Origin of the sequence: Pseudoflavonifractor hominis, from assembly GCF_014288125.1 — a bacterium.
Classification (GTDB): domain Bacteria; phylum Bacillota; class Clostridia; order Oscillospirales; family Oscillospiraceae; genus Pseudoflavonifractor_A; species Pseudoflavonifractor_A gallinarum.
Map to the genome: position 1 here is coordinate 336534 of NZ_JACOPR010000002.1, position 20093 is coordinate 356626.

At 63.9% G+C, this 20093-nt stretch carries 16 protein-coding genes; 3 read left to right on the forward strand and 13 right to left on the reverse strand.

Annotated elements, in window-relative coordinates:
• Window positions 1-10: 10 nt before the first annotated feature.
• The 10 genes from recJ to H8S34_RS04455 form a co-directional block, all read right to left on the reverse strand.
• Entirely contained in the window at window positions 11-2080 is a 2070-nt protein-coding gene (recJ, locus tag H8S34_RS04410; RefSeq protein ID WP_186963148.1) for a single-stranded-DNA-specific exonuclease RecJ, read from the reverse strand.
• 74 nt (window positions 2081-2154) lie between these two features.
• On the reverse strand, window positions 2155-3300 hold the full coding sequence (locus H8S34_RS04415) for an MFS transporter (protein ID WP_186963149.1): 1146 nt from the start codon (window positions 3298-3300) through the stop codon (window positions 2155-2157).
• Between the two features lie 145 nt (window positions 3301-3445).
• Window positions 3446-5326: a glycoside hydrolase family 13 protein gene (locus tag H8S34_RS04420; protein WP_186963150.1), complete on the reverse strand. Its 1881-nt coding sequence runs from the start codon at window positions 5324-5326 to the stop codon at window positions 3446-3448.
• Between the two features lie 36 nt (window positions 5327-5362).
• Window positions 5363-7585 (reverse strand): penicillin-binding transpeptidase domain-containing protein, encoded by a 2223-nt coding sequence (locus tag H8S34_RS04425; RefSeq protein WP_186963151.1) that lies wholly within the window; start codon window positions 7583-7585, stop codon window positions 5363-5365.
• A gap of 54 nt (window positions 7586-7639) precedes the next feature.
• Entirely contained in the window at window positions 7640-8152 is a 513-nt protein-coding gene (locus H8S34_RS04430; RefSeq protein ID WP_186963152.1) for a rod shape-determining protein MreD, read from the reverse strand.
• A gap of 12 nt (window positions 8153-8164) precedes the next feature.
• Window positions 8165-9007 carry a rod shape-determining protein MreC gene (gene mreC, locus H8S34_RS04435; protein WP_101692415.1) on the reverse strand — a complete coding sequence of 281 codons (843 nt, stop codon included), beginning with the start codon at window positions 9005-9007 and terminating at the stop codon, window positions 8165-8167.
• Window positions 9008-9025: 18 nt separating this feature from the next.
• Window positions 9026-9622, reverse strand: coding sequence for a Maf family protein (locus H8S34_RS04440; protein ID WP_101692416.1), 597 nt, complete (start codon window positions 9620-9622; stop codon window positions 9026-9028).
• A gap of 15 nt (window positions 9623-9637) precedes the next feature.
• Entirely contained in the window at window positions 9638-10087 is a 450-nt protein-coding gene (gene dut, locus H8S34_RS04445; RefSeq protein WP_101692417.1) for a dUTP diphosphatase, read from the reverse strand.
• A 33-nt stretch (window positions 10088-10120) separates the two neighbouring features.
• Window positions 10121-12202 (reverse strand): U32 family peptidase, encoded by a 2082-nt coding sequence (locus H8S34_RS04450; protein ID WP_101692418.1) that lies wholly within the window; start codon window positions 12200-12202, stop codon window positions 10121-10123.
• Window positions 12203-12283: 81 nt separating this feature from the next.
• Complete coding sequence (locus H8S34_RS04455) at window positions 12284-12598, reverse strand: cell division protein ZapA (RefSeq protein ID WP_101692419.1); 315 nt, start codon at window positions 12596-12598, stop codon at window positions 12284-12286.
• 241 nt (window positions 12599-12839) lie between these two features.
• Here H8S34_RS04455 and H8S34_RS04460 point away from each other — a divergent pair, with 241 nt between their 5' ends.
• Together H8S34_RS04460 and H8S34_RS04465 are read left to right on the forward strand one after the other, a co-directional pair.
• The gene (locus H8S34_RS04460) at window positions 12840-13820 is read left to right on the forward strand and encodes a DnaD domain protein (protein WP_186963153.1); all 981 of its coding nucleotides are present in this window, start codon (window positions 12840-12842) and stop codon (window positions 13818-13820) included.
• A 3-nt stretch (window positions 13821-13823) separates the two neighbouring features.
• Complete coding sequence (locus H8S34_RS04465) at window positions 13824-14831, forward strand: ATP-binding protein (RefSeq protein ID WP_101692421.1); 1008 nt, start codon at window positions 13824-13826, stop codon at window positions 14829-14831.
• Window positions 14832-14881: 50 nt separating this feature from the next.
• Here the strand turns inward: H8S34_RS04465 and H8S34_RS04470 are convergent, their stop codons facing one another.
• Both H8S34_RS04470 and H8S34_RS04475 read right to left on the reverse strand, forming a co-directional pair.
• Window positions 14882-16096, reverse strand: a complete 1215-nt coding sequence (locus H8S34_RS04470) for an amidohydrolase family protein (protein WP_101692422.1) — start codon at window positions 16094-16096, stop codon at window positions 14882-14884.
• Between the two features lie 43 nt (window positions 16097-16139).
• Window positions 16140-17387, reverse strand: a complete 1248-nt coding sequence (locus H8S34_RS04475; RefSeq protein ID WP_186963154.1) for a M16 family metallopeptidase — start codon at window positions 17385-17387, stop codon at window positions 16140-16142.
• A gap of 163 nt (window positions 17388-17550) precedes the next feature.
• Between H8S34_RS04475 and H8S34_RS04480 the strand changes: the two genes are divergently transcribed.
• Window positions 17551-18324: a protein-ADP-ribose hydrolase gene (locus H8S34_RS04480; RefSeq protein ID WP_186963155.1), complete on the forward strand. Its 774-nt coding sequence runs from the start codon at window positions 17551-17553 to the stop codon at window positions 18322-18324.
• A 61-nt stretch (window positions 18325-18385) separates the two neighbouring features.
• Here the strand turns inward: H8S34_RS04480 and H8S34_RS04485 are convergent, their stop codons facing one another.
• Complete coding sequence (locus H8S34_RS04485; RefSeq protein ID WP_243207907.1) at window positions 18386-19765, reverse strand: MATE family efflux transporter; 1380 nt, start codon at window positions 19763-19765, stop codon at window positions 18386-18388.
• Window positions 19766-20093 lie beyond the last annotated feature (328 nt).

Here is a 20093-nt window from a genome sequence, read left to right on the forward strand (position 1 = left end):
TGGGCGGCCCTCAGCCGCTCATCAGCTGTCGGAGCCGTTGCAGAATGGCGGACTGCTCCAGATCCACCTTTCCCTCCACCTTCTGGAGGGAGATCCGGAAGCAGCCGGCGTGTTGTTCCAGGGAAATCAGCCCCCGCTCGTCAAAGACCTCCAGGCACACCAGGGTGCGGGGCAGGGGGGCATGGCGTCCGAAATCCCGGGACAGGTTCCGGGTCAGACGGCGGGGCGTCTCCTCCAGCTCTGCGCCGCCGGAGCGGACCTTCAGGTAGCGCCAGAGGGTGACGAACTCCTCCCGGCTGGGCAGGAGAAAGGCGGCCTCCTGTGGGCTCAGATCTTCCCCCCGGGCAAAGCGCTCATAGAGGGCCTGTTCACTCTGGGCCCGGGTCATCCCGGGACGCAGATCCGTGATCTGGAGCTGCACCGAGCGCCAGCCCCGGTACTCGTTGATCTGGGGACAGAAGGCGATATCCACCCGGTCCCCGGGCCGCACCCCCGCCTCGGCGGCGGTGGCGGCAAAAAAGATAGCGTCAAAGGGCTTTCCGCCCGCCAGGAGGCGGAGCTTGAGGTGGCGTCCGCCGCCCACCTCATTGAGGGAGGAGACCGTACAGCCCCCCAGGAAAAAGACCGGCTTCTCATTTCCCGCGCCATAGGGCTCCAGGATGTCCAGTGCCTCCACCTGTTCCTGGGTGAGGATCGAGGGGTCTGGAATATCCGCGTCAATCTCCAGCTCGGAGACCATTTCCTCTCCGCCGGTGCGCAGACGCACCAGCTCGTTCATCCGGCGGCGGAAAGCCGGGATCTGCTCCTCCCGGATGGTAAAGCCGGCGGCCAGCTCATGCCCGCCGAAGCCCTCCAGCAGCTCGGCACAGGACTCCAGCGCGGCAAAGAGGTTGAACCCTCCAAAAGACCGGCAGGAGCCCTTTCCGTGCCCGTCCTGAAGGCAGATCATGAAGGTGGGGCAGGAGTACTTCTCCGATAGGCGGGAGGCCACAATGCCCACCACGCCCTGGTGCCACCCCTCTCCGGCCAGGACCAGAGCGCTTCGCTCCTCCGGCGGCGCGCTCTCGGCCAGGCGGGCACACTGGGCAAAGATATCCGCCTCAATGGACTGCCGCTCCCGGTTGAGGCTGCACAGCTCCTTGGCCAGCTCCTCGCCCCGCACCGGGTCGGCGGTCAGGAGCAGCTCGGCTGCTACCCGGGCGCATCCCATCCGCCCGGCGGCGTTGATGCGGGGGGCCAGGGTGTATCCGATGGCCATGGAGGTCAGGGGCTTTTCGCTCAGTCCGGCCTCCCGCAGCAGGGCGGCCAGCCCGGGGCGGCGGGTATGGCGGAGGGAGGAGAGTCCCATCTGTACGATGGAGCGATTCTCTCCGGTCAGGAGCATCACATCGGCCACCGTGCCGATGGCGGCCAGGTCGGCATACTGCCGCAGGAGCGTGGGCCGCTCCTCCATCTCTCCCAGGGCCAGCACCAGCTTGAGGGCAACCCCCACGCCGGCCAGGGACTTGAAGGGATAAGGGCAGTCGCCTCGCCGGGGGTCCACCACCGCGAGAGCGGCGGGCAGTTCCTCCTTGCACTCGTGGTGGTCGGTAATGACCAGATCCATGCCCAGCTCCGCGGCGTGGCGGGCCTCCTCCACCGCGGTGATCCCGCAGTCCACGGTAACGATCAGGGTGACTCCCTGGGCGTGGAGGGTGTCCACGGCTGCACAGCTGAGTCCATAGCCCTCCTCCATCCGGTCGGGGATATAGGGCACCACATCCGCCCCCCAGTTGCGCAGAAAACTGGTGAGGAGGCAGGTGGAAGTAATGCCATCCACGTCATAGTCTCCGTAGACAGCCACCAACTCTCCCTGCTCTACCGCGCGCCGGATGCGCTCCACCGCCCGGTCCATGTCCCAGAGCAGGAGGGGGTCCTCCAGGCGCTCTGGTCCGCCCGCCAGAAACTCCCTGGCCTTCTCGGGCGTGTCAATGCCACGGGCCGAGAGGACCAGGGCGGGAAGAGCCGGGATACCCGCCTCCTCCAGGGCCGCCCGGCCCGTTCCGTCTCCGGCGGGGCGCTTCCACTGCTGATATTTCATTGGCTTCGCCCTCCTTTCCGGTAAGACGGTAAAAATTACCCTTTATTATATCAAATATACCCCAAAAATACAAGTCAACGGCGTCTTTCATCCTGCCAAAGCAGAAGGCTTCCCGCCCAGCAGAAGACCGCCCCCAGCAGAAAACCTCCGGGCAGCCACTGTTCGGCTGTCCAGCCCAGGACCGGGGCCAGCAAAACCCCGGTACATTCCAGCACCATGGCATTGCAGGAGAGCCGGGCAGCCCGTCCACCGGGGCTCACCCGCTCATTCTGCACCGCAAGGGCCAGGGGCGCTGCACAGGAGCGCAGGGCAGCCAGCAGGGGGATACCCAGGGCGGAGACGGCCGGCGCGGTGGTGGCGGCCAGCAGCAGACAGACTGCGCCCCCCACCGTAATCAGCCGCCGGCAGACCCGCTCCGGCCCGCCCGGCCCCACCATCCGGTGGGCCAGAGCGCCGCTCAGCCCGGCCCCGGCACTCAGGGCCGCCAGGACTCCAAAGGCCCCCTCTGCAATCCCACAGCGCCCGTACTGGAGCTGGCTGAAAAAGGTGACTGCCGCCTGGGCCGTCTGATCGAAGAGGGCCACACCCAGCAAAAAGGCCAGCATCCTCCGGCTCTCCCGCAGCATCTCGCCCAGGGGCGGGCGGGGTTCCCGGGCCTGCTCCTCGGCCCGCTGTCCCTCCGGCTCCCGCAGCAGTAAGGTGACCCCTAGGGCCAGGGTATAGCTCCCCACGGTCAGCAGCGCGGAGAGGCGGTAATCCCCGCCCAGCAGGGGCCAGGCCAGGGAGGCCAGCAGCAATCCCGCCACCTGCACGCCCTGCCAGCGGGCAAAGGCCCGGCGGTGCTCTTCCGGATCCCGGCAGCAGGCATAGAGATAGGCCGTGTCACAGCCGCTCAGCCCGGCCTGGGCAAAGGAAAGCAGCAGCCGTTCCGCCAAAAAGCCCCATACCGTCTCGGCCCGCCAGAATACCACCTTGGAGAGGGCCAGCACGCCAAAGCACAGTACCATGGACCGCCGGTGCCCGACCCGGTCAGCCCAGCGGCCCCAGGGCACTTCCAGCCCCAGCATGACCAGCAGGGAGATCCCCTCAATGACCTGCATCTGGGTGAGGGTCACCCCCGCTTGCAGGCGGTAGAGGGTGGCGATGGGGTTATAAAATACCATGCCCTGGAGGGCATAGGCCAAAAAAAGAAGCGTCCGGTTTCGTCTGTTCCGTTCCAATACCGATTCCTCCTGATCCGGATGTTTTACACATGCCAAAGCACGCCCTCCCATGGGAGGGCGCCTCCGGTATCCGATCAGTTGGCATCAGATGGGACGGTACATGGCGATTCCGCGCTCCTTTTTTCATAATCTTTCCAATTGTTTACTTCGCCCGGCAGGCAAGATGCAGGCGCAGGGGAACCAGCAACCGTGCCGTACAGGGGGGCAGGGCCGCCTCCATCGTGCGGGCACCGGGGGCGGGGAAGACCTCTCCGGTGAGCAGATCCTTCATAGGACCGGAAAGAGGCAGGGACGCCGGTTCTGCTCCGGCGTTCAGAGCCACCAGCACGCTCTCCTCCTCCCAGGTACGCCGGAAGGCCAGCACCGGTCCGTCGGCCTCTACATAGGAAATATCTCCCTTTCGCAGGGCCTGGGACCAGCTGCGGATGCAGCCCAGAGCGGTGAACCAGCTCACCAGCTCACTGTCCTCCCGTCCCCAGGGGAAGGTACGGCGGTTGAAGGGATCTTCAAAGCCCTCCATCCCGGCCTCATCCCCGTAATACAGGGTGGGGGAGCCCGGGAAGGCGTAGAGCAGCACCGCGCCCAGCTTGAGCCGGGCCTTGCCCCGGGCATACTCCTCTTCGCTCATGCGGAAGTCGGCCCGCCAGGATTTGGGGTACTCTGTGCAGGGGGAGCCCACCCCCAGCAGAGTGAGGATGCGGGGGGTATCGTGGGTCCCCAGGGCATTCATGGCGGAATAGTAGGCGGTGGGCGGATAATTGGCCCGTAACCCCTCCATGGTCTCCCGGAACCAGCGGGCGTCCCCGCCCAGCAGATAGGAGATGGCCGCGTTGCGGAAGGGATAGTTCATCAGTCCGTCGCAGTGTCCCCCCAGAATATGCTTGCGCCGCACCCCGTAGGCGATCTTGTTGGAGCCGTCCTCCCACACCTCGCCGATGACCACCGCGTCCTTCTTGGCCTCGCGGGCAGCGGTGTGAAGGGCGTGGACAAAGGAGTCGGGCAGCTCGTCGGCCACGTCCAGCCGCCAGCCGTCCGCCCCGGCCCGCAGCCAGCACTTGACGATGCTGTTTTCCCCCCGGATGATATAGTCGAGATAGGTGCTCTCGCTCTCATTGACCGCCGGGAGGGAGTAGATCCCCCACCAGGAGTCATACCGGTCGGGCCAGTGGGTGAAATGATACCAGGGATAATAGGGGCTCTCTGTGGACTGGGCCGCACCGGGCACCTCTGAGGGGTAGGAGCCGTCCCCGTTGAAATAGCGGCTGATATAGCCCGTGTGGTTGAACACACCATCCAGCATAATGCGCATCCCCAGGTGGTGGGCCTCCTCACACAGGAGGCGGAACTGGGCCTCGTCCCCCAGCATGGGGTCAATCTTCTCATAGTCGCCAGTGCCGTAGCGGTGGTTTTCCACCCCCTCAAAGATGGGGCAGAAGTAGATGGTCTCCACCCCCAGACGCCGCAGATAGGTCAGCTTCTCCCGGACTCCGGCGAGGCTCCCGCCGAAAAAGTCCCGGTTGCGGATCTCGCCGTGCTCATCGGGAAGGTAGACCGGCTCCTCCTCCCAGCTCTGATGGACGGTTCGTCCGCCCACCATGCCGGTCGGGTCGGGAATGGCGCGCCGGCGGAAGCGGTCGGGAAAGATCTGGTAGGTGAGCCCCTCTCCAAACCACCCGGGGACTGTCTCAGAGTCGTCATAGACGGTGAGCTGATACTCGCCCAGCTCCGCACTGCGTCCGTCCAATCCCTCCAGGCGCAGGGTATACCAGACCAGCCCCACGTATTCCCCTGTCTCCAGCGTGCCGGTGAAGACATCCCGGGCGCCCTCGATCCCATGCCAGAGCAAGATGCGCTCCACCACGGCATTGTCCCGGCTCTCAAACCGGGCGGTGAGGATCACGCGGGAGTATCCCCCCGCCCGGGGCGGGCGGACGGTAAAGCGTACCTGGGTCCCCGCCGGGACCGCGCCGTAGGGAAACTTACTCTCCGGATCCCGGGGGTCGAAGATAAAGGGGTTCGTCATGGGCATTCCTTCCAATCTTCCAAAGTTGAACTGCACTCAGCGGATGAGCACGCCCTCGCCATTGACGGCCTGGGAGGTTCCCGACTGTCCAAAGTAGACCGAGAGCACATCGGCGGCCACTGCTGCCAGTCCGCCGCCCGAATCACCGTGCTCGGCCACCAGGGCGATGGCGATCTCCGGGTCATCATAGGGGGCAAAGCACACAAAGACGGCGTTGGCCTCGGTGGTCTCCGAGCCTACCTGGGCGGTACCGGTCTTGGCACCCACCTCTACGGGCAAGTCTTTAAAGTACTTGGATACGCTGCCCTCAGTGCCCAGCAGGTACATGCCGTACTTGACCGCCTCCAGGTTCTCCTCACTGATGTTGATGGTGTCCAGGGGCTCCGGCTCATTCTCCAGCACCACCTGGGAGTAGTCGCTGCTCTTGACCGTCTGGAGCAGATGGGCAGGATAGTGGTTTCCGCCGTTGACCAGCGTGGCGATGTAGTTGGCCAGCTGGAGGGGGGTACACAGGGTATTGCCCTGTCCGATGGCAGCCGAGAGGAGCAGTCCGCCATACCATTCCTGATTCAGACGCTCACTGGTCTCCGGTCCGGCCACATAGCCGGTATACTCGGGCACCTCGATGCCGGTGGACTGGCCCAGACCGAACATGGCGGCGTACTCGTCCAGCAGGTCGATCCCCAGCCGGTCGGCCAGGGTATAGAAGAAAATATTGCAGGAGTCCTCCAGGGCATGCCCCATATCCTCCCAGCCATGGGTGCCTCCCTGCTGGCGATAAATCCCGCATTTCGGATGGTAGTCTCCGTAGGGGTATTTTTCTCCCTCCGGATAGCGGAAATAACCTGTGTCCAGAATCTCCTCATTGGGGGTGGTCAGCCCCTCCTGGAGGGCGGCCACACCGGTAATCATCTTGAAGGTGGAGCCCGGAGAATAAAGGCCCATAGTGGCCCGGTTATACAGGGGCTGCAGGGGGTCTTTGAGCAGCTCATTGTAGAGGCTGGTGGCCTGGGATAAGTCAAAGGTGGGGTAGGAGGCGATGGCCTTCACTCCGCCCTTCATGTCGATGACCACGCCCGCCGCGCCCTCTACCTTATCGGAGAGTTCGGGCACCCGGGTAGCCAGAGACTGCTCCAGTGCCTCCTGAAGGCGCAGGTCAATGGTAGTGACCACATTGTTGCCCGGTTTGGGGGCCATGGGCTCCCCGGTCTCGGGGTCGGTCTTCCAGGTCTCGCTGACCACCTTCCCCTCGCTGTTGAGCTCCACGATCTGGGTGCCCTCCTCGCCCCGGAGATAGGACTCGAAGGCCTTCTCCATGCCCTCTTTTCCCACAATATCGTCCATTTTATAGCCGTTATTCTTGTAATAGGAGTCCTCCTCGTTCCACTCTTCCGCAAAAATGGGACCCACACGCCCCAGGATATGGGCGGCGTAGGAGGTCTCATAGACCCGGGTGGTGGTGGGCTCGATCTTGACGCCCTTGAGGCCCTGTTCCTTGACAGCGGTGATAAAGCGGATATCCACGTCCTGGGCAAAAATATATTCGCTGGTGGCCGCGCCTTTGCTGCGCAGGGTGAGCTCATAGAGCACGCCGATCAGGTCCCTGGCCTCCTCATCGGGCATGGTGGGATCGATGCCGAAGTAATCCTTCATCTTGGCGATGAGAGGGGCGGCTGAAACCGTATCCTCCGGCGCGGCGGGGGTCTCCGCCGCCTGGGTCCCGGTCTCGGTGGTCTGGGAGGCGGCATCCACCGCCTTCCGGTAGGCCTCCCACTCCTCGCCCAGCGCCACGCCGGAGGCTGACGCGGTCTCCCAGCTGCTGTTGTTCTCGCTCAGAATATCCATGAGCTTGAGGAAGGCCCGGCGGTTGGTCCCCGTGGCAGTACCCAGCGTGTACTCAAAGGGAGGTGCGCCGGTGACCGGCAGGGTGTCCGTCCAGGTCACACCCTGCTCCCGGCAGATCTGAAGCAGGGCGGTGAGAATGGCGTTGCGCTCCTCCTCCGTGCCCATCACACTGGTGTTGAGGCGCACCTGGTAGGTGGAGCGGTTGGAGACCATCACCCGGCCATTGCAGTCCAGGATCTCGCCCCGGACGGCCTCCACCGTCTCGGTCTGGGCGTTTCGCTTGGTAGCCTGGGCCCGGTAATAGGGGCCCTGGATGATCTGAAGCTGATAGAGCACGCCCACAAACAGGAAAAACAGCAGGCCCAACACACCCGACACCACATATACACGCCGTTGAAATTGTTTTTTGTCCATAGGGCAACCTTTCTGTTACGGGAACTCCAAATAAAACGCAGGGACAAACGCGGCTCAGAAGTGGGTCCGTTTGGGGACCCGGCGATATACCCATAAAAAGACCGCGTACACCGGGATCACAAAGGGGAGGGAACAGCCGATCTCCATCCCGGTCAGACGGAGCATGGGCCCCAGTGCATATTCCCCCCAGGCCAGGCGCAGCAGAATGCGCACGCCGTCCACAAAGGCCAGGGCCAGCAGGGCGCACACCAGGCAGCCCCACAGGTTCTGGCGCAGTACATACTGGGCCAGCAGGCCAGCGCCCAGGCCGACCAGGGCCAGGCCCAGGGGCATCCACTCCTCCATTCCTGGATAGAAGCAGGCGCACAGCAGACCCACGCCCAGGCCAAACCCGACCCCGCCGACACAGCCCTCCAGTACGGCCACCGCCACCACGGCCAGGGGCAGAAGCATGGGCTGCACCGCCGTCACCGGCAGGCGGGTGAGGAAATACCCCTCAAAAAACCAGATGGGCAGGAGGGCCAGGGCATACACGCCCCATTTCACCAGAAAATCATGGCGGGTCAAATGGCTCCCCCCTTACTCAATAATATCAAAGCTCTTGATGACAAAGACCTGCTCCAGCGAATTGAGATCGGTCTCCGGTACGATGACCGCATAGCGGGTCATGCCCGAGGCATCGGTGAGGACCTCTTCCACGTGGCCCACCACCAGGCCGGAGGGATAGATGCCGCTCAGACCGGAGGTGAGGACCTGATCGCCCGCCATGAACTCGCTGTTCTCCGGCAGGTAGGAGAGCTTGAGCTTGCCCTCTCCCATCAGATCGAACTGTCCCTCCAGGATACCGGCGCTGTCGGTGCGGGCGATGAGGCCGCCCATCTCCAGGTCGGAGTCCACCACCGTCATCACCTGGGACCAGTTGACTCCCACTTCATCAATGATACCCACCAGGTTGCCGTATTCATCCACCACACAGTCTCCGGCCTCCACACCAACAGAGCTTCCCTTGCTGAGAATGAGGGTGGAATCCCAGTTGGAGGAGCCGTGGGAGGTCACCGTGGCCGACTCAAACTCAAAGTCCCGCCGCTTCTCCCGCAGGCCCAGCAGGTTGCGCAGGCGCTCATTTTCCTCCGCGTCGCTCTCAGCCTCCCGGAGCTGCTCTTCCAGCTTGGCATAGTCCCGCTTGAGCTGCTCATATTCGGCCTGCATCTGATCCTGGAGGAACAGGCGTTGGTACTGCCCCTCGGTCCAGTTGGCCACCGCGTTGACGCCGTTGCGCACCGGCGTGGTCACGATCCCCACCAGATTGGACAGCGGATCGGCCACCCCGCCCATCAGCGCGGAGGTCACCGCCACGATGAGCGTGAGCAGCACGGCAATGATCAGTATGAGCACACCGTTGTTGCGCAGAAAATCTTTCATCGCCGCACCGTTCCTCTCTTAGCCATCCCGCTCAGCGGCCAGGGCCATACAGTGGACCCCCAGCCGCTCCAGCATACCGCCCAGGCGGCACACCGGCAGGCCCATGACATTGTAATAGTCTCCCTGGATGCCCTGGATAAAGAGGGCGCCATAGCCCTGGATGCCGTAGGCGCCGGCCTTATCCATGGGCTCCCCGGTGCGGATATAGTCCTCGATCTCCCGCTCGGACAGCTCCCGGAAGGAGACATCGGTCACCTCATACTCGGTGTACCGCTCCTCCCCCCGCAGCACCGTGACGCCGGTGTAGACCTGATGGCGGCAGCCCGAGAGGGTGGAGAGCATTTTGAAGGCCTCCAGCGCGTCAGAGGGCTTGCCCAGGACGGCGCCGTCCACCGCCACCACAGTATCGGCCGCAATGATCAGGGTATCTCCGCCCGCCCGCTCGGCCACCGCCTGGGCTTTGAGGGCGGAGAGGCGGCTGACCAGCTCCGACGGAGAGAGTCCGCCGCCCAGATTTTCGTCGATGTCGGGGGACATGGTCTTGAATCCGCTCAGCCCCATCCGGGAGAGCAGCTCTTTGCGCCGGGGGGACTGGGAAGCCAGAATGATGTTCATCTTTTGTAAACTCCTTTACTTTCCGGTGGAGCCGAAGCCGCCGGCTCCCCGCTCGGTCTCATCCAGCGTCTCCACCCGCTCCAGCTGGGCCTGCACCACCGGCATCACGGCCAGCTGGGCCACCCGGTCGCCGGGCTGGATGGTATAGGGGACGTCCGACTGGTTCACCAGTCCCACCCGGATCTCCCCCCGGTAGTCGCTGTCGATGACCCCGACTCCGTTGGCCAGGGCCACCCCGTGCTTGATGCCCAGACCCGACCGGGCAAACACCAGGGCCACATAGTCCGCCGAGGGCAGGGCAATGGCGATGCCGGTGGGGAGGGACACGATCTGCCGGGGCGCAATGGTCACCGGCTCATCCATGCAGGCGCACAGGTCCATCCCGGCCGCGCCCGCGCTGGCGTAAAAGGGAAAGGGAATATCGGTCCCGATCTTGGGGGACACGGCTTTGATTTTCAGATTCATGCGTATCGTTCTCCTGTCATAGGGTGGGGACGCTTACTCCACGTCCCGGTAGTAGAGGCCCCGGGTATACTCCCTGGGTTCCCAGTCGCTCCGCCCCAGGTAGCGCTCCACCGCACGGACGCACTCGGCGGGGGATTCCACCGTGAACATGAGCCGCTGGGCCCACGCCCCGCAGCGGCGGACGTCGTTTTGTTTATTCCCCAGGAAAAGGGTTTTGGAGTTGAGGATCTCGTTGCGGCAGCCGTAGGCCCGCACCACCGGGAAACGAGCTCCCTTGCGGTCAGTGAGGAGGTTTTCCTCCCCCTCGCAGGCGTGGCGGCACACGCCGCCGGTGCGGTTGCGGATGATGCAGTTTTCCATAATCATCAGGGGCAGGCGGCCATAGGTGATGATCTCGGTGTCCACTGCCTTGGAGAGATCCCGGATCTGGGCCAGCTTGAGCTCAAAGGACACGGCGGCCGACTTGAGCCCCATATGGCGCAGCTCTTTGAGGGCCTGGGAGTTGAAGATCTCCAGGCCGAAGTCGCCCCGCAGGCCGAAGCCCATCTCCTTTGCCACATCCAGCATGCCCAGATTGCCCACCAGGGCATCCTCCACGCCCATATCCCGCACCCGGCGGAGCTGCTCGGTCATGGTCTTCCACTCCCGGTCCCAGGCGATGCGGGGGAGAGTGACGGCCAGATTGCCCCGCCCGGCCAGTTCCGGATGGGCGGCCAGCTCCTCCAGCGGCACATAGATGAGGGCGGGGGAGAGGGCCAGAAGGGCGCCCGTCACCTGCTCGGCCCGGCTCACCGATACGGTGAGGAGGGGCTCCTCCCGCCGGTTCTCATAGCGCACACCGGGCTGGAAAGTCCCTCTCCGCCGGACAGGGGGCGCCATGCGCCGGGCAGAGAGCTCCTCCAGTGCCTCCCGCCGCAGGGCGTTGAGGGCGGCGGCCGGCAGGGAGAGTCCCTCGTCCACCACCGAGCGCACCTCCTCACAGCGGTAGGGTGTACCTCCGGTGCGGGAGAGCTGCTTCTCCACCCCCTCCGGGGTGAGGGGCTTGGTGCGGGCCGCCTCGGGGACGGGGCCCTCCACCGTGACTACATTCTCCCGGTCGTCCTTCACGCCCACCTGGGCCGGCTCACCCTTTCGGATCAGGGAGTAGAAGGTGATGGGCACCCGCTGGCTCTCCCCGTCCTCATAGGTCTGCCGGGCCAGGGCAAAGAGCTCCCGGGGTTCCTTCTGCTCCTCCCGGATGCCGAACATATCCGGTCCGGTCTTGCCCTGATAGAAGCCCTCGGTAAAGCCCTGGCGGGAGAAAGCCTCGGTCAGCTGCCGCACCTCCTCGGCGGTGGGCTCCCGCCCCTCGCGGATGGCGGAGGCATAGACCCGGGTGATGACGGCCACATACTCGGGCCGCTTCATCCGCCCCTCCAGCTTCAGACAGGCCACGCCCATCTTCCGCAGCTCCCGCAGGTGTCCGGCCAGGGACATGTCCTTGAGGGAGAGGGGGTTGCCGTCGGCCTTCCCGTTCCAGCCATAGCGCATGCGGCAGGGCTGGGCGCACAGGCCCCGGTTGCCGCTGCGCCCGCCGATGACTGAGGACATAAAGCACTGTCCCGAGTAGCACATGCACAGGGCGCCGTGGCCAAAGACCTCGATCTCGATGGGGGAGTGCTCACAGATGTAGGCGATGGCGTCCCGGGACAGCTCCCGGGAGAGCACCGCCCGGGTCATGCCGAAATCCGCCATCTTTTTCACGCCGTCCAGGTTGTGCACCGTCATCTGGGTGGAGGCGTGGATAGGCACATCGGGGGCGGCCTGACGCACCATGCGCAGCACCCCCAGGTCCTGGACCAGGATGGCGTCCACGCCGATGTCGCTGGCGTCGGCGGCACACTCGGCGGCCGCGGGCAGTTCCCGGTCTCCCAGCAGGGTGTTGAGGGTCAGATAGACCTTACAGCCCCGGAGATGGCAGTAAGAAACCGCCGCCGCAAACTCCTCCCGGGTGAAGTTCTTCGCGTTGCGGCGGGCGTTGAAATCGCCGTATCCCATGTAGATGGCGTCGGCGCCGTTCTGTACGGCAGCATGGACGGCCTCCATGGAGCCGGCGGGTGAGAGCAATTCCAGCATACGTCCTCCTTTGTGGTATCTGGGATGGATAAAGGCAGAACACGGGGCGGCCGGAGACCGCCCCGCATCCTGCCCGGCGTCTTATTTCCGGTTCTGGAGCTTGAAGATCTCCCGCTTGGCCTCGGAGAGCTCCATTTTCAGCTTGGTGCCCTCCTCCAGGTACTCCTTGAGCTGGCGGCGCAGATTCTCCGACGCCTCCTGCTCTTTATAGTATTCATCGGCAATGTTCAGTGCCGCCAGCACCACGCTCTCCACCAGGGAAGCCCGGCCGCTGGAGAGCACTTCCTGTACTTTATTGTCCACATGACCGGCCACCCGGCGGACATAGTTTTCCTCCTCGGCGGCCACGATGGTATACTCCTGTCCCGCAATGGTGACTGTGATGTGGTTCCTCATAGCTGTGTCCTCCCGCCTGTTCTCTCGTTATAATTATGTCAACCCGATAACTCGGGTGTTCAGACTTGTCAATAGTATAACACACGCCGCCCCAACTAAAAAGCCTGATATTGTGAATTTTCCGGCCCGCAGGCCCTCCGACCGTGCGGAAGGAAAAGATTTCTCCCACCCCCGCCTTTCCCCCCGGTGGATTTTGTGGTATGATAATGTGTAATTCTGTACTGGAAAGGGGGGAGGCTCCATGGCTGGAAAACTGCTCTATCCCGGCGCCATCCTGTCGCTCTCGGCTGACTGCGCCGACCGTCTGTGCTCCGCGGGAAACGGAGACGCCGCGCTGCTCTATCTCCATCTGCTGCGGCGGGCGGGTGAGTTTGATCCCCGCCGAGCCGCCCACCTGCTCCACTGGGCCCCCGACCGGGTGGAGGAGGCCTTTGAGGCCCTGGTGAAGCTGGGTCTGGCCGACCGGAGTGAGAAGGTCTCCCCGCCGGCCGCCCCCCAGGAGCCCGAGGAGCCCCCCGAGTATACCGCCGCCGACCTCACCCGGGAGCTGGAGGACGGCTCCTCCCCCTTCCCCGGGCTGGTGGGCGAGGTCCAGCGCCGCCTGGGCAAGATCCTCTCCACCTCTGATCTGAAGATGCTCTATACCCTCTACGACTTCCTCTCCCTCCCGGCGGAGGTCATCCTTCTGCTGGTCAACTACTGTGTGGAGGAGATGGAGCACAAATACGGTCCGGGCCGCAAGCCCCGCCTCTCCCAGATCCGCAAGGAGGGCTTTGTCTGGCGGCGTCTGGGGGTGGACACCTTTGAGGCGGCCGACGCCTATCTGCGCAAGCAGGCCACCCTGCGCACCCGCACCGCCGCCGTGCTGCCCCTGCTGGGCATCACAGGCCGCGCGCCGGTGGAGGCCGAGCGCAAATACATCGCCGCCTGGCTGGACATGGGCTTTGAGGACGGGGCCATCCGCCTGGCCTATGAGCGCACCGTCCTGCAAAAGGGCAATATGAACTGGCCCTATCTCAACTCCATCCTGAAGAGCTGGCACCAGAAGGGGCTGCACACCGTGGCCCAGGTCCAGGCCGGAGATTCCGACCGGCCCCGGGTCTCCTCCGCGCCCCAGCCCATGCCCACGCCCCCCGGCGAGGCCGACCGCCGGGTGCGGGAGGACCTGGAGCGGATGCGAGAATACCTGCGCCAGCAGAGCGACGATCCCAAGGGAGGTTAAGTCATGGCATACGACTCCAATGTGCTCCGCCGGGCCACCCAGCGGCTCTCCGAGGAGCGGCGGCTCCGGGAGGAGATGCAGGACCGCCGCCGGGCTGAGATCTATCAAAAGCTCCCCCAGGTGGCCCAGATCGACCAGCAGCTGCGCCGCACCATTGTGGACATCATCGCCGCCTCCCTGCGCAGCGGGGATGACCCCGCCCCCGCCATTGGGGAGGTCAAGCGCAAAAACCAGGCCCTTCAGGAGCGCCGGACCCAGCTGCTTCTGGAAAACGGCTATCCCGCCGACGCCCTGGACGCCCGTCCCGCCTGCCCCACCTGCGGGGATACCGGCTGGGTGGGGGCCAATATGTGCTCCTGTCTGAAAAAGCTCTGCGCCCAGGAGCAGATCCGGGAGCTCTCCAAGCTCCTGGACCTGGGGGAGCAGTCCTTTGACACCTTCTCCCTGGACTATTACAGCGACCGTCCCTGGCCCGGTGAGCTGGAGTCTCCCCGGGAGCGGATGGAGTTCATCCGGGACGTGTGCTACAACTATGCCAGCCGCTTCCCCAAATTCGTCTACCGCAACCTCTTCCTCACCGGCGCCCCCGGTCTGGGCAAGACCTTTCTCTCGGCCTGCATCGCCCGGGCGGTGGCCGAGAAGGGGTACTCTGTGGTGTACGACACGGCGGTGAACATTTTTGCCCGGTTTGAGGAGCAAAAGTTCTCCCGGGATGAGCTGGATATCCGGGATGCCCGGGATGAGACCCGGCGCTACCTCCACTGCGACCTGCTCATTCTGGACGACCTGGGCAGTGAGATGACCACGCCCTTTGTCCAGTCCGCCCTCTATACCTTGGTCAATACCCGCCTCACGGCGGGACGGCGGACCGTGATCTCCTCCAACCTGTCCATGGACGAGGTGCGCCGCCGCTACTCCGGTCAGACTGCCTCCCGTCTGGAGGGGGAATACCGGGTCCTGCCCTTCTACGGCGAGGACATCCGCCTGCTGCGCAAGCAGCGTCCCATCTGAACAAAAAGCTTCCCTTCCGGCCGAATGGCCGGAAGGGAAGCTTTTTTCTGTCAGGAGAGGATCTGGCCGTCTTTCGCCACCAGGCGTCCCTCTTTGAACACATAGAGCCGTCTGGAGTGGCTGATGATGGCCTCCTTCGCGGTGGGCGCGTCCAACACCACCAGGTCGGCCCGGCACCCCTGGGAGAGCCCGTAGTCCTGGAGCAGGGCGTTGCGGGCCGGACCAAAGGTCACCATTTCCATGACCTTTTCCAGCTGTTCCCCCGTGCCGTACTGGAGCACCTGGGCCGCAAAGAGGGCCTCCTCCAGCAGATCGCCGTTTCCAAAGGGACGGTATGGGTCCCGCACGTTGTCCGAGGCCACCGCCACGTTGACGCCCGCCCGCAGCAGCTCGTCCACCCGGGTCACACCCCGGCGGATGGGCTGATGGTCCTTGCGGCCCATCAGGTACATGTTGCAGGAGGGGAGGGTGATCACATGGACGCCGGCCTCGGCGCACGCCCCGATGGCCCGGCGTGCCAGGTCGTCGTCCACCGCGCTCAGGGCCGTCACATGGCCGCAGGTCACCCGGCCGGCCATGTGATACTCCCGGGCGCGCTGAAGTACCCGGAGGAAACAGTCGATGTTGGGCCGGTCATGCTCGTCGATGTGGAGGTCCAGGGGAAGGTTGTACTCGTCGGCCAGGGCAAAGAGCCGGTCGATCTCCCCCATGGGGTCAGGGGTAAAGAGGGGATAGCCAGCCAGGAAATCCACCCGGCCCGCCCGGGCGGCCGCCCGGAACTCGGCGTCATACTCCTCCCGGTACTGCACGATGCCCAGCAGGTCCAGTCTGCCCCGGTACTCCTCCTTCAGCTCCTCCAGGGCCTGAAGGGAGGCCATGCCCCACTCGGGACAGACCAGTACATGGGTCTTGACTGTGCCGGTGCCGGAGGCCAGCTCCCAGTCCAGCACCCGGCGGGAGCGGGCCTTGATGTCCTCCACCATGCCCCCCTCGGGAATGCGTGCCAGATAGCGGGCAAAGATCCCATAGGCCTCCTCCAGATTGGGGGTGTCCTCCTCCACGGCGGTCAGAGCCTTGTCCAGGTGGGTGTGGGACTCCACAAAGCTGGGAATGACCAGCTTACCGGCCGCCTCCACCTCCATGGCCCCCGTATCGGGCAGCCCTTCGCCCACGGCCTGAATCCGGCCCTGAGAAATGGCGATGTCCAGGCCCTTTCCCACGCCGAACACCGTCGCTCCACGGATCAACACATCACAGATACCCATCGCTTGCTCCTCCTTATTTGGATTGGACGCGGCCCCTTCCGCGTCAGTGGATGATACTGCGGTACATCTCCTCACTCCCCACACGCCCCACGGCGGACAGGGAGACCTGCTGGAAGTCAAAGAGCTCCTGGGCCAGGGCGCGGATCTGTTCCCGCTCCACTGCGTCATAGCCCCCGATGATCTCGTCCGGGGTGAGCACCCGGCCGTAGAGCAGCTCCCCCCGTCCCATATGGCTCATACGGGCCTGGGTGGACTCCAGTCCCATGAGAATATTGGCTTTGGCCTGCTCCCGGGCCCGGGAGAGCTCCTCCTCCGAGATCCCGTGCTCGGCATAGTCCCGCACTGCGGCGCAGATGGTGCGCAGGGCCTCCTCCTCCATCTCCCGGCCCAGGGCGGTATAGATGGCGAAGAGGCCGGTCTCGGCGTGGCCCGCCGTGTAGGAGTAGACCGAGTAGCACAGTCCCCGCTTCTCCCGCACCTCCTGCCACAGCCGGGAGGACATTCCGCCTCCCAGAGTGGTGGAGAGGAGCTGAAGGGCAAAGCGCCGGTCATCGCCGTAGGGGAGGCCCGGGAAGGCCAGGGTCAGGTGGTTCTGCTCGATGGCTTTTTTCTTGAGGGTGAAGGCCGCCTGGTAGGCTCCCGGCCGGGAGGCGGGGGATTTGCCCGGCTCCAGCGCCGAGAAGCGCTCCTTGAGTTCCTCCACATCCTGACTCCGGAAGCTTCCCGCCAGGGAGACCACGATCCGGTCCGGACGGTAGTGCTCCCGCATATAGGTCCGCAGCCACTCGCCCGTCATTTTGCTGAGGGTGGCCTTCCGGCCCAGGATGGGCCGGGCCAGGGAGGAGCCCCGGTAGACCTCCAGGGCCAGCCGCTCGGCACACAGGTCCTCGGGGTTATCCTCATACATGCCGATCTCCTCCAGGATGACCCCCCGCTCGGTCTCCACATCCTCCTCGGCAAAGCGGGAGGAGAAGAACATATCACAGAGGATATCGGTGGCCAGGGGCAGGTGGGTGTCCAGTACCCGGGCGTGGAAGCAGGTGCACTCCTTAGTGGTGAAAGCGTTGACCTGTCCGCCGATGGCGTCCATCTCCTCGGCCAGGGCGGCGGCGGTGCGCCGCTGGGTCCCCTTGAATACCATGTGCTCAATAAAATGGGCCGCCCCGTTCTCGCTCACCTTCTCATGGCGAGAGCCGGTGCCCACCCAGATGCCCAGCGCCGCCGAGCGCACGCCGGGCACCGCTTCGGTACAGATGCGCACGCCGTTGGGCAGTAAAATCGTCTGATCCATACAATTCCTTTCTGTTTGTCCCTTTCACAGGACATATGGTCGGATGGTGTCATTATAGCACCATCCGACCCCCCTGTCAGCAGGAAAGATCCCCTTGGGGCTGCCATTTCTCCCCCAAATTGTGCTATACTGGGGAAAAATCCATCTGGAAGGGGGCCTTCCCATGACCTACGACGCTGCGCTCCGGGCGCTGCTCACCGCCCTGCTGGAGGAACAGGGGAAAACCGTGTCTCTCCCCGCCGGGCCAGAGGAGCGGCGGAAACTCCTGCGCGCGCTGATGAACACCCGCCCGCCAAAGCCCATTGCCCCGGAGCTGCTGGTTTTGCAGGACCAGATTCTCCAGGATGACCTCTCCCGCCGCGTGCTCACCGACGCAGATACGCTCCCGCCGGTCCCCCTGGACCGCCGCATTTCTCTCTGGCGTGGAGACATCACCGCCCTGCGATGCCAGGCCGTGGTCAATGCGGCCAATCCCGCCCTGCTGGGCTGCTTTCGTCCCCTGCACAACTGCATTGACAATGTGATCCACTCGGCCGCAGGCATTCAGCTCCGCCTGGCCTGCCACGCCCGGATGGAGGCACAGGGCCACCCCGAGCCGCCCGGAAAGGCCAAGCTCACCCCGGCCTACAACCTGCCCGCCCAATATGTGATCCACACCGTGGGCCCCCGGGTAGAGGGGGAGGTCACCCCGGCAGACCGGACCGCGCTGGAGAACTGCTACCGCTCCTGCCTGTCCCTGGCGGCCAAAAACCAGATCGAGCAGGTGGCCTTCTGCTGCATCGCCACCGGGGTATATGGCTTTCCCGGGGAAGAGGCCGCCGCGCTGGCTGTGGCCACCGTTCGGGAGGAGCTGGACCATCTTCCGCAAATCCGGCAGGTGATCTTCAACGTCTTTACCCCCCGGGACGAGGCGCTCTACTGCGCCTTGCTCTTCTGAATCGCTCCCAACAGAACAGCACCCCCGGCCATCCGAACGGATGGCCGGGGGTGCATTTTATTTATTGGCCGGCTCGATTCTCTTTCCACTTTCCGGAGAGATAGTAGCCGATGATCACACACAGGGAGCCGGCGGAGGCCACCGGGGCGCCCACGCCCACGCCCATCATGCCCCAGTCCAGCACCAGCGAGAACAGGATGCACGCCGGGATACGCAGGATCAGAGAGGACATGAGGTTGTTGGTCAGGGAGAAGGTGGTGTGCCCGCTGGCAATGAACAGGCCGTTGATGCAGAAGCAGAAGGGCACGAACAGATAATCAAAGCAGAAGGTGTTCATGTAGACCACGCCGTACCCCACCAGTTCCGGATCCCGGTTGAAGAGGGCGATGATCTCGGCCGGGAAGATCCGGGTCACCAGGAAGATGAGCACGCTGATGACGGCGGCAATTCCGGTGCCGATCCAGCAGGTCTTGACCGCCCGGTCCCAGCGGTCGGCGCCGATGTTCTGTGCACAGATGGTGGAGATGGAGGCCGCCAGCGCCACGGCAGGCATGATGGCAAAGCCGTTGAACTTGGACACCACACCCACAGCTGCCGAGGCGTTGACTCCGCCGATGTAGTTGGTGAGTACCGTGATGATCAGGAAGGAGAAGCTGGTCACTCCGTTCTGCACCGCAGAGGGCAGGCCCAGGCGGAAGATCCGACCCACATAGTGCCGGTCCACCCGGAGGGATTTGGGTTTGAAGTCAAAGACAAAGTTGTCCCGGGCCAGAGTCACCATACAGAGCACCACACTCAGCCCCTGGGAGAACACCGTGGCGATGGCGGCGCCCAGCGCTCCCATATGGAAGATGGCCACCAGCACATAGTCCAGCACGATATTGGTCACACAGGCGATGAGCACAAAGTAGAAGGGGCGCTTGGAGTCTCCCATGCCCCGCTGCACCGCGCTGAGCACATTGTAGGCAAAAATGAAGAGGATGCCTGCGCAGGTCACCACCAGATAGCGGTTTGCCTCGTCAAAAGCCTCCTTCGGCGTCTGGATCAGCCGAAGGATGGGTACCCGCAGAAAGATCATCAGCGCCGTGATGATGACGCCCGCGATCAGCAGGGTGGTCATCAGGGTGGCCGTCACCTCTTCAATGGCCTTGCGGTCCCTGCGCCCCATGGCCTGGGCGATGAGGATGGTTCCGCCGGTACAGAGTCCCACCACGATGTTGGTCAGGATAAAGGTGATCTGACTGCCGATGTTGACGCCCGACATGCTGATATTGCCCGCAAAATTACCCACAATGAGCATATCTGCCACGCTGTACAGGGACTGGATCAGGTTGGAGGCCAAAAAAGGCAGGGCAAACAGGATGAGCTGTTTTACCACATGCCCCTCGGTCAGGTCCCGCTCGTAGCGGCTGTGCCGCTGCTTTTCTTCCGGCATAGACATATTCCTTTCTTCTCTCTTTTCTCTCAAAAAATAGCTGTTCTATTAGAATATACGATTGGATATGGGTTGTCAATCCCGTTGACCGGTCAACTAATTATTTTCAAAAAGGATAAAAAGATCCCCGGACACATGGTGTCCGGGGATCTTGCAGATCTGGATTACTTGTACAGCTCGGTCAGACGCACCAGGTGCTCGTAACGAGCCTTGGCGGCCAGTTCCCGGCAGAGCCATGCTCTGCCGGGCTCCCAGAGAGCAATTTGACTTGCTCGGGGCAAGTAAATTGCCCCTGCGCCAAGATTTTGCCTCCAGCAAAATGCTTGTACGGCGT